The organism is Candidatus Solirubrobacter pratensis (assembly GCF_000425945.1).
GTDB lineage: Bacteria > Actinomycetota > Thermoleophilia > Solirubrobacterales > Solirubrobacteraceae > Solirubrobacter > Solirubrobacter pratensis.
In genome coordinates, this window is the sequence record NZ_AUEK01000013.1 from 176,821 (window position 1) to 191,780 (window position 14,960).

The window sequence follows — 14,960 nt, forward strand, 5'->3', positions numbered from 1 at the left end:
TCGTGGCGACCTCCCCGCAAGCATGAAGCCGAAGCGTACGGCGTTGTTCAAGCGGGGTCACACCATGCGAGCAATGAGAGATCGACGAGCGCTGCGACCGTCTCGGCGCGCATCTGCAGCTCGCCCGGCTCGGCTCGTTCGGAAGCGCTTGCGGACGTGTCCCTCCCCCGGTTGGGGGAGCCCTGCTCAAGGGGCTCCCACCTAGGGGGGAGCCGCCGTTGGAACCGGCTGCCGCGCCGTTGATGCTGGAGCTCGTCCGGCGCGGCGTGCCCGCTGCGCTCGCGACCTCCTCAGCCCTCCCTCGTCCTTCGCGACCCCCAGGTGCCAATGACCGCTGTCTTCAGTGACTTGAACACGCTTGCCCAAGTACCTCGAATCCCGGACGTCCCCACCGTGGCCGTGCTCGGGATGGGGTACGTCGGGCTCCCGACCAGCCTTGCGCTGCGCGAGGCCGGCTTCCGGGTGCTCGGAGTCGACATCTCTGAGCGGCGCCTGCGCCACATCGAGGCCGGCTCGGTCGACCTGCTCGACCGCGACCGCCCGCGCCTGACGCGCGCGCTCGAGTCCGGCCAGTTCGGCCTCACGACCGACCTCCGCGCGCTGGAGGCGGTCGACGCGGTGCTCATCGCGGTGCCGACCCCGGTCGACCACGACCTCAACCCCGACCTGCGCGCCGTGCGCTCCGCGTGCGCCTCCGCCGTCGAGCATGCACGCGCCGGCCAGACGCTGATCCTCACCTCGACGACCTACGTCGGCACCACGCGCGACCTGCTCGTCGAGCCGCTGCGCGAGCGCGGCTTCACGATCGGCGAGGACATCCACGTCGCCTTCGCGCCCGAGCGGATCAACCCGGGCGACGCGCTGTGGGAGCAGGCCGCCGTGCCGCGCGTCATCGGGGGCGTCACGAGCGCCTGCACCGACGCCGCCGCGGCGGTGCTGGCCGCCACGGCGTCCAAGCTGCACGTCGTCTCCTCGGTCGAGGCCGCGGAGTTCACGAAGCTGCAGGAGAACACGTTCCGCGCCGTCAACCTCGCCTTCGCGAACGAGATGGCCGCGGCCGCCGGCTTCTATGGCGTCGACCCCGTCGAGGTCATCGACGCGGCCGCCACCAAGCCCTACGGATACCTGCCGCACTATCCGGGCCCCGGCGTCGGCGGCCACTGCATCCCGGTCGACCCGTACTACCTGCTGACGCCGCTGCGCGACGCGGGCGTCGCGTCGCCGGTCGTCGAGAACGCGATGGCGAGCGTCGCCGGCCGTCCCCGCAGCGTCGCGGACCGCGCCCTCGATATCACCGGCTCGCGCGGGATCGCCGACGCAAACGCGCGCGTGCTGCTCGTCGGCGTCGCGTACAAGCCGGGGGTCGAGGACTTCCGCGAGTCGCCCGCCTTGCAGATCGCAGGCCGCCTCGCCGCGCGCGGCGCCCAGGTCTCCTACCACGATCCGCTGATCGCCGAGGTCGAGGTCGAGGGCGCCGGCGTGCTGCACAACGTCGCCGCTCCGGACCCTTCGCAGTACGACCTCGTGCTGGTCGCCGTGGTGCACCCGGGCCACTCCTACGAGTACCTGGCCGACGCCGAGCACCTGCTGGATGCGACCTACAAGACCTCGGGCGGCAAGGTCCGCCACGCCCTGTGAGCCCCGCCACGCTCACACCCCCGCCTCTCACCCCCGAGCGGGAGCCGGCCGCTCCGGTGGCGCCGAAGCGCTCGCGCAGCACGGTCGTCGACCGCATCGCGCGCGGCCTGTCGGTCGTCTACCTGCTGATCGTGCTGGCCGCGGTCGTCGCCTACAAGGGCGCGTTCCTGCAGGCCCTCGTGGTCGACCCGCTGTTCGCGGCGTACGGGCTCGTGGTCTGCGCCTACATCGTCAGCCGCTTCGTGTTCAGCCTCTTCTACCGGCCGGCGAAGGACGCCGGCCTGGAGCCGCGCGTCGCGATCGTGATGCCGGGCTTCAACGAGCAGGAGGCGATCGGCAACTCCCTGCACAGCCTGCTGGCGCTCGACTATCCGGCCGCGAAGCTGGAGATCGTCGCCGTCAACGACGGCTCGACCGACGGCACGCTGCGCGAGATGAACACCGTCGCGGCGCATGCCGACGGCCGCGTTAACGTCATCGACCTCGGCACCAACCAGGGCAAGCGCGCGGCGATGGCGGCGGGCATCCGCGCCACCGACGCGGAGATCATCGCCTTCGTCGACTCCGACTCCGTGCTCGAGCCTGACGCGCTGCGCATCCTCGTGCAGGGCTTCGCGAACGAGAAGGTCGGCGCCATCTGCGGCCACGCCGACGTGCTCAACCTGCACGAGACGTGGCTGACGAAGATGCAGGCCGTCCGCTATTTCGTGGCGTTCAAGGTCGTCAAGGCGGCCGAGTCGGTCTTCAACGCCGTGACGTGCTGCTCGGGCTGCTTCTCCGCCTACCGGCGCGAGGCGATCCTGCCGCACCTCGACTGGTGGGAGCACCAGAGCTTCCTCGGCCGGCCGTCGACGTTCGGCGACGACCGCTCGCTGACCAACTGCGTACTGCGCACGTGGCAGGTCCGCTACGAGTCCCGCGCGGTCTCGCACACGCTCGTCCCCGGGCGGTTCAAGCAGTTCATGACGCAGCAGCTGCGCTGGAAGCGCTCCTGGACGCGCGAGTCGCTGATCGTCGGCACGTTCATCTGGCGCAAGCACCCGATCGCGGCCGTCTCGGCCTACATCGGGATGGTCCTGCCGCTGATCGCGCCGCTGATCGCCGTCCGCGCGACGCTGTTCGGACCGATCGTTCACGGCTCAGGGGCGCCGCTGGTCTACCTGCTCGGCGTCTACTCGATGGCGATCGCCTACGGCCTCTACTACGCGGCGAAGAGGCCGCGGTACGACTCGCTGTGGATCTTCGGCGTCGTCTTCTGCTTCTTCTACCTGTTCTTCCTGCTCTGGCAGACGTACTGGGCGATCCTCACCGCGCGCTCGGCGTCGTGGGGCACGCGGCCGTCGACGGCAGGGATCGAAGGGAGCTCATGAAGCGCTTCTTCTCGCTGATGCTGATCCCGCTCTCGATGGTCCCGTTCGTCGGAATCGTGCCGACCATCGTGCACTCGCACGAGCGCTTCCAGCGCGAGCACGACATGGGCCCGCTGGCTGCGCCGCACGTCGCCCTGACCGCCGCTGAGCGCGCGCGCTACGCGCCGCTGCATACGCGCAAGGGCGCGATTCCCGTGCTCGCGTGGCACGGCATCGGCCCGGCGCGCGACGGCTACTCGACCAGCCGGCGCGCGTTCGCCCGACAGCTCGCGCTGCTCGAGCACCTCGGATATACGACGATCTCCACGCGCGAGTGGGCCGCCTTCCGCGCCGGCAAGACGGCCGGGCTCCCCGCCAAGCCGATCCTGCTGACCTTCGACGACGGCCGGCTGGACTCCTATCGCGGCGCGGACGCCGTCCTGCAGCGCATGGGAATGCGCGCGGCGATGTTCGTCATCACCGGCGAGATCGAGAAGCGCAGCCCGTTCTACCTGACCTGGGCGGAGCTGCATCGCATGCAGGACTCGGGCCGCTGGGATATCGAGCCGCACGCCCACGAGGGCCACGTCGAGGTCGCCGTCTCCGCGACCGGGGCGAAGGCGCCGTTCTACGCGGCGCGCCGCTTCACCCGCTCGCAGGGGCGCGAGTCGCTCCAGGGCTGGAAGGCGCGCGTGAGCGCCGACCTGTCGGCGCTGCGTAAGCGCCTCGCCGCGCAGGGAATGCAGCCGCACGCCTTCGCCGTGCCGTTCGGCGACTACGGCCGGCGGGCCGCGAACGATCCCCGGATCCCGCGACTCCTCAGCGGGCTGCTGACCCGGCAGTTCGGCAACTTCTTCCTCCAGGCCGACGACAACGACCCGGGCTTCACCACGCCGCGGAGGGGCGCCGCGTGGCGCTACGAGCTGCGCACCGGTACGAGCCTCGACGACCTGTACGGCTGGCTGAGCCGGCACTCCAAGACCGACGACAAGAGGAACTAGACATGTGCGGAATCGTGGGCTATACGGGCGCTCGCCCGGCGCGGCCGCTGCTGCTCGACGGGCTTTCTGCGCTCGAATACCGAGGCTATGACTCGGCCGGCATAGCCGCCGGCCACGCCGACGGGACCGTCGACACGGTCCGGTCGGTCGGCAACCTCGCCGCCTTGCGCGCCGCGGTCGCGGAGCGCGTCCCGGCGGGCGCCGGCGGCCTCTCCGTCGAGGACGAGCCGACGGCCGGGCTGGGCCACACGCGCTGGGCGACGCACGGCGCCGTGACCGAGGAGAACGCGCACCCGCACACCGACGACGCGGGGCGCGTCCACATCGTCCTGAACGGCATCGTCGAGAACTGGCTCGACCTGCGCCTGCAGCTGGAGGCCGGCGGGGCCGAGTTCACGAGCGACACCGACGCCGAGGTCGTGGCGCACCTGATCGCGTCGTTCTACCGCGGCGATCTCGAGCTGGCCGTCGACCGCGCCAGGCGCAAGCTCCGCGGCCACTGGGCCGTCGCGGCGATGGCCGCCGGCCGGCCAGGCACGATCGTCGGCGTCCGCAAGGAGGCCCCGCTCGTCGTCGGCCTCGGCGACGGCGAGAACTTCATCGCTTCCGCGGTCCCCGCGTTCGCGTCGCAGACGCGCCGCGTGCTGGAGATCGCCGACCGCGAGCTGGTGACCATGACCGCCCGCGGCGTCGAGGTCGCGGGCCGCCCGGGCGCGGCCGCGCAGGCAGTGACGGCCTCCGCGGGCCACCGCGCGCCGGACAAGGACGGCTTCGACACGTACATGCGCAAGGAGATCTCCGAGCAGCCGGACGCGGTCGCCGCGACCATGTTCGAGCACCTCGCCGACGGCGACGGCCCCGAGCTGGGCATCCCCGCCGAGGCGCTCGCGGCACTGCGCGCCGTGCGGATCGTCGCCTGCGGCACCTCCTACCACGCCGGCCTGGCCGCGCGTGAGATCATCGAGACGTGGGCGGATCTGCCCGTCGAGGTCGACGTCGCCTCCGAGCATCGCCACCGCGCCGCTCCCGGCGCCGAGGGCGAGCTGCTGATCGGCATCACGCAGTCCGGCGAGACCGCCGACACGCTCGCCGCCATGCGCGAGGCGCAGGCGCGCGGCAACCGCGTGCTGGCGCTCACCAACAACGCCGACTCGCAGGCCGCGCGCGACGCCGACGCGGTGCTGCTGACCCGTGCCGGCACCGAGATCGGCGTGGCCGCGACGAAGACGTTCACCGCGCAGGTCGCCGCCCTCGCCGCGCTCGGGCTGCGGCTCTCGAACGCCCGCGGCGTGCTCGACGCCGCTCGCCGGCGCGAGCTGGCGGGCGAGCTCGCCACGCTGCCGGACCTGATCGAGCGCGCCGTCGGCGAGGCCGACCGCTGGGCCGCCCGCGTCGCACCGTCCTTCGCGGACGCGCCGATGGTGATGTTCCTCGGCCGCCAGGGCGGCGCGGCGATCGCGATGGAGGGCGCCCTGAAGCTGAAGGAGGTGTCCTACATCCCCTCCGACGCCTATCCCGCGGGGGAGATGAAGCACGGCCCGATCGCCCTGCTGTCGGCCGAGACGCCCGTCGTCTGCGTGGCCACGTCCGGGCCGCTGCAGGACAAGCTGCACTCGAACATGGCCGAGGTGCGGGCGCGCGGCGCGCGCGTGCACGCCGTCGCCTGCGAGGCCGACGCCGCCGCCGCCGCGCACGCCGACGACGTCGTGCGGGTGCCGGCGGCGTCGCCGGAGCTGCAGGCGCTGCTGGCGGTCGTGCCGCTGCAGCTGCTCGCCTACCACGTCGCCGTCGCCCGCGGGCTGAACGTCGACCAGCCCCGCAATCTCGCCAAGACCGTGACCGTCGAGTAGGAGGCCGCGTGATCCGCAGAACCCTCGCTCTCTCCGCGCTCGCGCTCGCCGCGCTGCCCCCCGCCGCTCAGGCGGCGCCGTCGTCGCCGGCGCCGGTCAAGGGCCTGTCCGCCCGCCCCGCCGGCAAGCTGTCGGCGACGCTCGCCTGGGACGCGGCCGCGGGCGCCGCCCGCTACCGCGTGCTGCGCCACGGCAAGAAGGTCCGCGACGTCAAGGCGCGAACGCTGAAGGTCCGGCTGACCAGGGCAAAGGCGCGCTACCAGGTCGCCGCCGTCAACGGCAAGGGCCGGCTCGGGCACCGCTCGCGCACCGTCATCGTCGTGCGCGGCCACTCGGCGCCGCGAGCGCCGGTCGCGGCCGCCGCGACGAACGTCACCTCCGGCGCCGCCACGCTCTCGTGGGGCAGGTCGAAGGCGGTCATCGCGCTCGACTCGTTCGGCTGGGCGTCCAAGCGCTCCGGCCCGATCAAGGTCGTCACCGGCCACGACCCTCCGGCCGCGCCGGGCACGCCGCGCGCCACGTCGGTGACCGACACCACGCTGTCACTGGCATGGACCGCGTCCGGCCTCCCGGCCGGCTCCCGCCTGCGCGGCTACCGCGTGATGCGCGACGGCGTCGTGGTCAGGCAGGTCCCGGCCGCCGGTGCCGACCTGACGAACCTCGCGCCGAAGTCGAGCCACGACTGGAGCGTCGCCGCGGTCGACACGCGCGGCTACGTGTCCGCGCCCTCGCGGGTCACCCGCGTCGTGCAGAAGGACCCGCCGCCGTCGACCGGTGAGGCGCACGCGTTCCTGCTCGCGTCCACCGACTCGTCGCTCCAGGCGTTCGAGAAGCACTATCGCCAGATCGGCGTGGTCTATCCGACGTTCTTCGACTGCAACCTGCAGACGGGCGCCATCGAGGGCGCCGACAACCGCCTGATCGTCAGCTACGCGCAGGACCGCAAGGTCAAGGTGCTGCCGCGCTTCAACTGCCAGTCCACGACGATGCTGCACACGATCCTCACCGATCCGGCGACCCGCGCGCGCTGGCTGGACACGATCGCCGCGTTGGTGGACCAGTACGGCTACGACGGCGTCAACGTCGACTTCGAGGCGATCGCCGCCTCCGACCGCGACGCGCTGACGTCCTTCATCGCCGACCTGTCAAGGCGCCTGCACGCCAAGGGCAAGCTCCTCTCGCAGTCGGTCTCGGGCAAGTTCAGGGACGTCCCGAACCACCCGCGCTCGACGGCGTTCGACTACCAGGCGCTGTCGCAGTACGACGACTACGTCTTCGTGATGGCGTGGGGGATCCACTACGCGACCAGCGCGCCGGGCGCGCAGGACGACCTCAGCTGGGTGCGGCAGGTCGCCGACTACGTCGCGTCGATGCCGAACAAGCAGAAGTTCGTCATGGGCACGATGCTCTACGGCTCCGACTGGCCCTCCGGCGGCGGACCCGGCCACCGGGCGACCGCGCTCCATTACGACGAGATCCAGGCGCTGGCCGCGCAGTACGGCGTCCAGCCCGTCTACGACGCCGGCAAGGACTCATGGCACCTCGCCTACACCGACGCGTCCGGCGTGCCGCACGACGTCTGGTACAGCGATGCGCCGGTGGTCGCGCGCCGCGTCGCGCTCGCCCGCGAGCGCGGTCTGGGCATCGGCTTCTGGCGCATCGGCCAGGAGGACGAGCGCATCTGGACCGACCCGGAGGTGACGCGATGAGCCGCTCGCTGTTCGGCACCGACGGCGTGCGCGGTCCGGCCGGCGAGGTCCTCACCGCCGAGCCGGCCCTGCGCCTCGCGGGACACTCGCCGCGGCCGTGACCGCGTGCGGCTGATGCTCGCACCCATGACCGCCGTCGTCGCGGCCGCCGCCCTCGTCGCGGCGGTCGCCGTCGTCGCCGGAGGCGGCGGGCACCGCAAGCCGGGGCCGCCGCCGAAGGTGTTCGCGTTCGTCTCGGGCCTCGGCGGCGCCGAGCTCGCGCGCCTCGAGCAGATCGGGTCGCGGATCGACGTGATAGCCCCGAACTGGTACACGGTCGACGTCGGCTCGGGTGAGCTGACGACGCCGCTGCGCGGCGACGCCGACGCGCTGCTGGCGGCGGCGCGCGAGCGCCGCGTGCGCGTGTGGCCGACCGTCAATGCGCTGACCGGGAGCTCGCGCGCGTGGGAGTCGCCGGTGGTGCGCGCGCGGATCGCCGCGTCGCTGCGCGCCGCCGCGCTGAGCCCCGGCGTGAGCGGCGTGACGCTCGACATGGAGGAGCTGCGGCCCGGTCAGCGCGCGACGTTCAGCGCGCTGGTGCGCGAGACCGCGGCCGGCCTGCACGCGGTCCACCGCAAGCTCGCCGTCTACGTGCCGCGGCCGGGCCCGGTGGCGGGCGCCGCCTACGATTGGCGCGGGCTGTCGCGTCACGCCGACCTGCTGCTGGCATCCGGCTACAACGAGCACTGGGCGGGAGGCCGCCCGGGTCCGGTGACCACAGCGCGCGGGTTCGGCGACGTCGTCGATCGCGCCCTCACCGCCGCCGGGCGCCGCAAGGCCGTGCCGGTCCTCGGCGCGTTCGGCTACCGCTGGCCGGCCTCCGGCCGCGGGCAGATGATCTCGACCGTCGACGCGGAGAACGTGCGCCGCGGCGGGCGCTTCAACACCGACGGCGAGACGGTCGTCTACAACACCACGGCCGAGCTCCGCGCCGGCGCCCGCGCCGCGCGCGCCGCCGGTGCTCGCTGGATCGGGCTGTTCTCGCTCGGCCGCGAGCCGGAGCGCTTCTGGCGGCGGTTGGAGACGGCGCGGACGCACGCCCGCGCCCGCGCTCAAGCGCGCTGAGCGATGAGCGACGCGAGCCGCTCGGCGAGGCGAGAGTAGCCGTCGGCGTCGACCGGCTTGCTGAGGTGCAGGTCCGCGCCGAGGGCGAGCGAGCGATCCCGATCCGTGGCAGCCTCGGAGGACGTCACGACCACCGCCGGCACGGCGGCGAGGCGCGCGTCGCGGGCGCGGTCGCCGAGCAGATCATGCCCGGAGCGTCCCGGAACGGTGAGGTCGAGCACGAGCAGGTCGGGCGGAGCGCCCCCGCGATCGGCCAGCCGCCGCGAGGCTTCGAGGCCGTCGGCGAACAGCTCGAAGGTGCAGTCGGGCAGGCGAGCGCTGAGCGCACGACGCAGCAGCCGCGCCTGGAGAGGCTGATCCTCGACCATCAGCACGTGCGTCATGTCTCACGCATTCTTCCCATTTTCCGCCGCGGAGGACAATCGATCTCATGTCCAAGCGCGTGCTGGTGGTGGACGATCACCCGGCCGTGGCTCTCGCCCTCAAGCTCAGGTTCAGGGTCGACGGGCGCTTCGAGCTCGCGGGCAGCGCCGCGACCGCCGCGGCGGGCCTCGAGCAGGCGCCCGGCCAGGACGCGATCCTGCTCGACCTCCGTCTTCCGGACCTGAGCGGGCCGGAGCTCGTCGTCGCGTTCCGCGAGCGGGCGCCGGGGGTCCCGCTCGTCCTGCACTCGGCCGACGACGACACGCCCGCGGTCGCGGCGGTGCGGGATCTGGTGGACGCGGTCGCGCTCAAGGGCGACGCCGACGGCGTGCTCGCCGCGCTGGCGCGGGTCACCGGCGGCTGACGACTCCGTCCGTTCGAGGATCGCCACCGGTCCGGCTTCTAACCTTTTCGCGGTCCTGTCCGCGGAGCCCACAGCCGTCCCCCTGCCCGTCGCCGAGCAGGTCTTCGACACGTTCGCGGACTCGCCCTCCGGCGTCGCCCTGATCGCCCGCACCGGACGCTTCCTGCGCGCGAACGACGCGCTCGGGCGGATGGCCGGCCGCTCGCCGTCGCAGCTCGCGCGGTCGCGCTGGCAGGACGTGTTCGGCGGCGATCCCACCACCGCCGACCAGGAGCTCGCGGTGCGCGGGCGCGGCGGTACCCAGCGCTACCTGCGCTGCCGCGTCCGCCCGCTCGACGACGCGACGCTGCTGGCGCACTTCGAGGACGTCACCGCCGAGCGCGAGACCCGCGACGCCGCCGTGACCGTGCTCGACGTCTCCGACCGCCGGCGCGGCGACCGTGCCCGGCTCGCCGCGCTCGTGCAGGCTGCGCCCGACGCCATCATCACGCAGGATCGCGACGGCCGGATCACGACCTGGAACCCGGGCGCCCAGCGAATGTTCGGGCTGACCGCCGAGGAGGCGATCGGCCGCGACTACCGCGAGACGCTCATCCCGCCCGAGGACCGCGCGCGCTACGCCGCGCTGCGCGAGGAGATCCGCGCCGGGCGCATGCTGACGCTGCGCGACGTGCGCATGCGCGCCGACGGGTCGCGCTTCCCGGCACAGATCTCGGCGGCGCCGCTCGGGTCCGGCGGCGGGGCGCTCGCGATCGTGCGCGACATCAGCGATCTGGAAGCCGCGGAGAAGGCGCTGGAAGAGCGCGCCGCGCAGCTCGAGCGCTCCAATGCCGACCTCGAGCGCTTCGCGTACTCTGCCAGCCACGACCTGCAGGAGCCGCTGCGGTCGATGAAGCTCGGGGCCGCGACCGTGATCGCCACCGCCGCCGACCGGCTCGACGACGAAGAGCGCGAGCTGCTCGAGCACATCGAGTCGACCGCCGCCCGGCTCAGCGCGCAGGTGCGCGGGCTGATGGAGGTGGCGCCGGTGGCGCTCGGCGCCTGGCCCGAGGAGCTCGTACCGGTGCAGGTCGCCCTGCAGGACGCGGTCGACGCGCTGCGCGCCGCCGCCGACGCGTCGGCGGCGGTGATCGACGTGCACCCGCTGCCGGCTGCAAGGGTACCGCGCGCCGAGGTGTCGCTGGTCATGCAGAACCTGATCGCCAACGCGATCAAGTACCACCGGCGCGACGTCGCGCCGCGCATCACGATCACCGGGTCCAAGAGCGACGGGAAGCTGGAGGTGCGCGTCGCCGACAACGGCGTCGGGCTCTCCGAGGCCGACCGGTCGCGGATCTTCGGCGTCTTCGAGCGCGCCCAGCCGGGCGTCCCCGGCACCGGCATGGGGCTCGCCGTCGCGCGGCGGATGCTCGAGCGCCACGGCGGCTCGCTCTCGGCCGTCTCGGCGGGTCCGGGGCAGGGCTCGCAGTTCATGGTCCGCCTGCCGGCCTGAGCGCGAGCGCCTCCGCGGCGCCGGCGACGAGCTCCGGAGGAGTGCTCTGCTACCACCCGTGGATGGTCTTCGACGACGCGGCCGCCGCGCTCGCGCCGCTGTTCGGCGCGACCCCGTTCGAGCTGCGCTACGGGCTCGACGGCCGCGCCGCGGTGCGCATCCACGGCGGTCCACTCGCGCCGCGCCACGCCGAGGCCGTGCCGCCCGCCGCGCCGTGGATCGCCGACGCGCACTGCGGCGACTCGGCGGGCTGGCTGCTCGCCGCCGCACGGCCGGCCGACCCGGAGCGCGCTTGGGCCGTGCTCGAACGCGCGGTCGAGCGCCACAGCGCGCTGCGGCTGCAGCGGCTGGCGGCCCAGCGCGCCGCGCTAGGCGCCGACCTGCTGGAACGCCTCACGCATCGCCTGCGGACCGACGTGAGCACGCTGCAAGCGGTCGCCGAGGGCGCGGCCGCGGACCTGTTCGCGCCCGACGAGCTCGCCGAGCTGCCGGCCGAGATCGCCGCCGTCGGCAGCGCCGCCCAGCGCGAGCTGTCCGCCGCGCGGGAGGTCATGACGGCGCTCGCCCCGGACGTTCCCGCCGGCCCGGAGCCGCTGCTGGAGACGCTGCGCGCGGAGCTGGAGGCGGCCGGCGCGGGGGCCGCGGTCGCCGGCGTGGACGGCGAGCGCCCCTATGTGCTCGTGCCCGGCGCCGGCTGGAGCGCCGCGGCGCGGCTGCTGGCCGAGGCGCTCGCGCACGACGAGCGGCTCGCGGGCGCGGCGCTCGAGGTCGCCGCGCATCCGGACGGCTGGAGGGTCCGCGCCGGGCGAGCGGGCGGCGGGGAGCCGCAGGCGTGGACCGGGCGCGGGCTCGGCGCCGTCGCCGCCGCCGGCCACATCGCCGCGGCCGCGGGCGGCGCCGCGCACGCCGAGTGCGTCGAGGACGGCGGCCTGCGGATCGAGCTCACGCTGCCCGCGGCGCCGTCGCGCTGAGGCTCAGCCCCTCGACATCGCGGGCAGCTAGCCTGGCCCGGCCATGTTGGCGCTCGCCATCCCCGTCGCTCTCGTGGACGACCACAAGATGGTCGTCCTCGGCCTGCGCACGCTGTTCCACAACCGTCCCGAGGTAGAGGTCGTCGCGTTCGCGCATGACGCCGGGGAGGCGCTCGCCGCGTGCCGCAGCAAGCACCCGCGCGTCGCGGTGCTCGACGTCGCGCTCGAGGGCTCCGAGCTCGACGGCTTCGAGCTCTGCCGCCGGCTGCGCTCCGAGCTGCCCGACGTCGAGGTCGTCTTCTACACCGGCATGGACGAGCTGGGGCTCGCGCAGAAGGCGATCGACGCCGGCGCCAAGGGCGTCGTCTCCAAGGGCGAGTCCGCCGGCAACCTCCTGCGCGCGGTCCTGCTCGCCTCCAGCGGCGAGTCCTACATCTCCCCGGTGTTCGTCGCGCGCGCCGACCAGCGCGACTTCGACGACCTCTCGCCGAAGCAGCTGGCGGCGCTGCGGCTGCTCGCACAAGGGAACGAGCGCAAGCGGATCGCGGAGCAGATGGGGATCGGCGAGGAGACCGTCAAGTCGCATCTGTCCGAGGTCCGGCGCAAGCTGGGCGCGCGGACCTCGGCGCAGGCGGTCGCGATCGGCCTGATCAACTCGCTCTTCGACTACGAAGGCGAGCAGGCGAGCTAGCGCCCAGGACGTTCGCCTCCCCGCCGTCAAAGCATGCCGGAGATGCAGGCTCTTTCGGGGCATCTGCAGATGGCGCGTTTCCGCTCACACGACGACGGTGTTGGACAATCGGATGAGGTGCACGGAGACTCACGATTCCTCGCAGAAGAGCAGGGCGCGCTGCGAAGGGTCGCAACGTCGGTCGCGCATGGCTCTGCGCCGGGAGAGGTGTTCGCGGTGCTCGCGCGCGAGTTCGCGCAGCTGCTCCACGTGCCGCTGATCGTGATGGTGCGCTTCGGCCCTGACAGGACCGGTTACGTGGTCGGCGCGTACGGCGACCCCCCGTTCCCGGTCGGCAGCAGCTGGCCGCTGGATCCCCGGAGCGTGATGGCGCAGGTGTACGCGACGGGCCGGCCGGCGCGGGTCGACGACTACTCGCAGCTCGACGGCGTCGTCGGGAAGGTCGCGCGCGCCGCCCGGTTCCACTCCACGGTCGGCGTCCCGATCGTCGTGGCCGGCAAGACGTGGGGCGCGACGATCGCGATCACCATCGGCGACGACTCGCTGCCCGCGGACACGGCCCGCCGGCTGGCCGACTTCACCGACCTCGTCGCCGCCGCGATCTCGAACACGGAGGCGCGCGACGAGCTGCGCGTGCTGGCCGACGAGCAAGCCGCCCTGCGCCGGCTCGCAACGCTCGTGGCGGAGGGCTCCAGGCCCGCGGCGGTGTTCGCCGCCGCCGCCGAGGAGGTCGCGAAGGTGCTCGACGTGCGGATCGTCGACCTGCTGCGCTACGAGCCCGACGACGCGGTCACGGTCGTAGCGGGCTGGGGCGAGGTGCCGTTCCCGATCGGCAGCCGCTTCCCGCTCGACGGACCCTCGATCGCCTCCAAGATCAAGGCGACCCGCGAGGCGCAGCGCATCGACGACTACTCCGGCAACCCCAGCGCGCTCGGCTCCAGCGTCGACCGGGCGGGGATCCGCACGGGCGTCGGCGTTCCCGTCAGCGTCGACGGCAAGCTGTGGGGCGTGATGGCGATCGGCTCGCGCGCGCCCGACCCGCTCCCGAGCACCACGGAGGAGCGGCTGCGCGACTTCGTCGAGCTGCTCGCGGTGGCGATCGCCAACAGCGAGGCACGCCATGGCCTGCGCAAGCTCGCCGACGAGCAGGACGCGCTGCGGCGCCTCGCGACGCTCGTCGCGCAGGGCGCGCCCTCCCACGCCGTGTTCGACGCCGTCTGCGAGGAGGCGGCGCGGATCATCGGCAGCTCGACGGTCAACCTCGCCCGCTTCGCTCCGGCCGGGTGCACCACGACGGTGGCCGGCTGGAGCCGCGACGGCTCGCACGTCCCCGCCGGCGTGTGCCTGCCGATGGAGGGCGAGGTGATCAACGTGATCGTCCAGCGCGAGCGCGCGCCCGGCCGGGTGGAGGACTACGCGGACGTCGAGGGCGAGCTGGCCGCCCTGCTGCGCCGGCTCGGAGTGCGAACGGAGATCGGCGCGCCGGTGATCGTCGACGGCGAGGTCTGGGGCGCGCTGATCGCGGGCCTGCGCGAGGGGACCTTCCCGCGCCGCAGCGAGCAGCGCGTGGCCGGCTTCGCGGAGCTGATCGCCACCGCCGTGTCCAACGCCGACACCCGCGCCGAGCTGCTCGCCTCGCGCGCCCGGCTCGTGACCGCCGCCGACGAGGGGCGGCGCAAGCTCGCACGCGACATCCATGACGGCGCGCAGCAGCGCCTGGTCACCGCGATCGTGTCGCTCCAGCTCGCCGACCGCCAGCTCGACACCGATCCCGAGGGCGCGCGCACGCTCCTGCGCGACGCGCTCTCCCAGTCGCGGGCGGGGCTGGACGAGCTGCGCGAGCTGGCGACCGGCATGCACCCCGCGATCCTCACCAACAGCGGGCTGCGCGCCGCGATCGAGGCGCTCGCCCAGCGCAGCCGCGTGCCGGTCAACGTGCGGGCGACGTCGCAGCGCCTCCCGTCACACATCGAGGCCGGAGCCTACTTCTTGATCGCCGAGGCGCTCACCAACGCGTCCAAGCACGCGCGCGCCTCGCGCGTCGAGGTGGTGATCCGCGCGCGCGAAGGCGTGCTGGAGATCGAGGTGTTCGACGACGGCGTCGGCGGCGCCGATCCGCACGGCAGCGGCGTCCGCGGGCTCGAGGACCGGGTCGAGGCGCTCGGCGGGACCTTCCGGATCGAGAGCCCCGAGGGCCGCGGCACCGCGATCCACGCGACGCTGCCGCTGCTCTCCGACTAAGCCCGCGCCCCGGGCGCGGCTCGAAAGCGCTGCTCGGCTCAGGATTCTCCGCCACAGGCTCCCCCGATCGGTGGAGGAGCATCTCCTCCCCGGCGGAACGCGATCGGCGGATGGGAGTCCGCTCCCG

At 73.6% G+C, this 14,960-nt stretch carries 12 protein-coding genes; 11 read left to right on the forward strand and 1 reads right to left on the reverse strand.

All coding sequences use genetic code 11. The annotated features are described in order from the left end of the window. Positions 1–393 precede the first annotated feature (393 nt). The 6 genes from H958_RS0120495 to H958_RS0120525 all read left to right on the forward strand — a co-directional run bounded on the left by H958_RS0120495 (position 394) and on the right by H958_RS0120525 (position 8,651). Positions 394–1,638: a nucleotide sugar dehydrogenase gene (locus tag H958_RS0120495; RefSeq protein ID WP_231379322.1), complete on the forward strand. Its 1,245-nt coding sequence runs from the start codon at positions 394–396 to the stop codon at positions 1,636–1,638. A 56-nt stretch (positions 1,639–1,694) separates the two neighbouring features. Next, positions 1,695–3,008, forward strand: coding sequence for a glycosyltransferase family 2 protein (locus H958_RS39095; protein ID WP_231379323.1), 1,314 nt, complete (start codon positions 1,695–1,697; stop codon positions 3,006–3,008). Beyond that, positions 3,005–3,988: a polysaccharide deacetylase family protein gene (locus tag H958_RS43795; protein WP_028060017.1), complete on the forward strand. Its 984-nt coding sequence runs from the start codon at positions 3,005–3,007 to the stop codon at positions 3,986–3,988. Before H958_RS39095 ends, H958_RS43795 begins: the two co-directional genes overlap by 4 nt. 2 nt (positions 3,989–3,990) lie before the next feature. Next, positions 3,991–5,838 (forward strand): glutamine--fructose-6-phosphate transaminase (isomerizing), encoded by a 1,848-nt coding sequence (gene glmS, locus H958_RS0120510; protein ID WP_028060018.1) that lies wholly within the window; start codon positions 3,991–3,993, stop codon positions 5,836–5,838. An 8-nt stretch (positions 5,839–5,846) separates the two neighbouring features. Beyond that, complete coding sequence (locus tag H958_RS0120515; protein ID WP_028060019.1) at positions 5,847–7,547, forward strand: glycosyl hydrolase family 18 protein; 1,701 nt, start codon at positions 5,847–5,849, stop codon at positions 7,545–7,547. Positions 7,548–7,673: 126 nt separating this feature from the next. After that, positions 7,674–8,651 carry a glycoside hydrolase family 18 protein gene (locus H958_RS0120525; protein WP_156028109.1) on the forward strand — a complete coding sequence of 326 codons (978 nt, stop codon included), beginning with the start codon at positions 7,674–7,676 and terminating at the stop codon, positions 8,649–8,651. Here the strand turns inward: H958_RS0120525 and H958_RS39105 are convergent. Further along, positions 8,639–9,034, reverse strand: coding sequence for a response regulator (locus H958_RS39105; RefSeq protein WP_051324581.1), 396 nt, complete (start codon positions 9,032–9,034; stop codon positions 8,639–8,641). The two genes, H958_RS0120525 and H958_RS39105, sit on opposite strands and share 13 nt — an antisense overlap. Positions 9,035–9,081: 47 nt before the next feature. On the opposite strand from H958_RS39105, the gene H958_RS39110 reads away from it, so the two are divergent. The 5 genes from H958_RS39110 to H958_RS0120555 all read left to right on the forward strand — a co-directional run bounded on the left by H958_RS39110 (position 9,082) and on the right by H958_RS0120555 (position 14,833). Next, positions 9,082–9,438 (forward strand): response regulator, encoded by a 357-nt coding sequence (locus tag H958_RS39110; protein ID WP_051324582.1) that lies wholly within the window; start codon positions 9,082–9,084, stop codon positions 9,436–9,438. A gap of 82 nt (positions 9,439–9,520) precedes the next feature. Next, the gene (locus H958_RS0120540) at positions 9,521–10,930 is read left to right on the forward strand and encodes a sensor histidine kinase (RefSeq protein WP_255325440.1); all 1,410 of its coding nucleotides are present in this window, start codon (positions 9,521–9,523) and stop codon (positions 10,928–10,930) included. Positions 10,931–10,992: 62 nt separating this feature from the next. Beyond that, complete coding sequence (locus H958_RS0120545) at positions 10,993–11,901, forward strand: hypothetical protein (RefSeq protein WP_196807473.1); 909 nt, start codon at positions 10,993–10,995, stop codon at positions 11,899–11,901. A 43-nt stretch (positions 11,902–11,944) separates the two neighbouring features. Further along, positions 11,945–12,592: a response regulator gene (locus H958_RS0120550; RefSeq protein WP_028060023.1), complete on the forward strand. Its 648-nt coding sequence runs from the start codon at positions 11,945–11,947 to the stop codon at positions 12,590–12,592. A gap of 216 nt (positions 12,593–12,808) precedes the next feature. Continuing rightward, positions 12,809–14,833 (forward strand): GAF domain-containing protein, encoded by a 2,025-nt coding sequence (locus H958_RS0120555; protein WP_196807474.1) that lies wholly within the window; start codon positions 12,809–12,811, stop codon positions 14,831–14,833. Positions 14,834–14,960 lie beyond the last annotated feature (127 nt).

Excerpts from the sequence above, each read along its gene's own strand:
- H958_RS0120545 (WP_196807473.1), top strand. The coding sequence starts at position 10,993 with ATGGTCTTCGACGACGCGGCCGCCGCGCTCGCGCCGCTGTTCGGCGCG.
- H958_RS39110 (WP_051324582.1), top strand. The coding sequence starts at position 9,082 with ATGTCCAAGCGCGTGCTGGTGGTGGACGATCACCCGGCCGTGGCTCTC.
- H958_RS0120550 (WP_028060023.1), top strand. The coding sequence starts at position 11,945 with ATGTTGGCGCTCGCCATCCCCGTCGCTCTCGTGGACGACCACAAGATG.
- H958_RS39105 (WP_051324581.1), bottom strand. The coding sequence starts at position 9,034 with ATGACGCACGTGCTGATGGTCGAGGATCAGCCTCTCCAGGCGCGGCTG.
- H958_RS43795 (WP_028060017.1), top strand. The coding sequence starts at position 3,005 with ATGAAGCGCTTCTTCTCGCTGATGCTGATCCCGCTCTCGATGGTCCCG.
- glmS (WP_028060018.1), top strand. The coding sequence starts at position 3,991 with ATGTGCGGAATCGTGGGCTATACGGGCGCTCGCCCGGCGCGGCCGCTG.
- H958_RS0120525 (WP_156028109.1), top strand. The coding sequence starts at position 7,674 with ATGACCGCCGTCGTCGCGGCCGCCGCCCTCGTCGCGGCGGTCGCCGTC.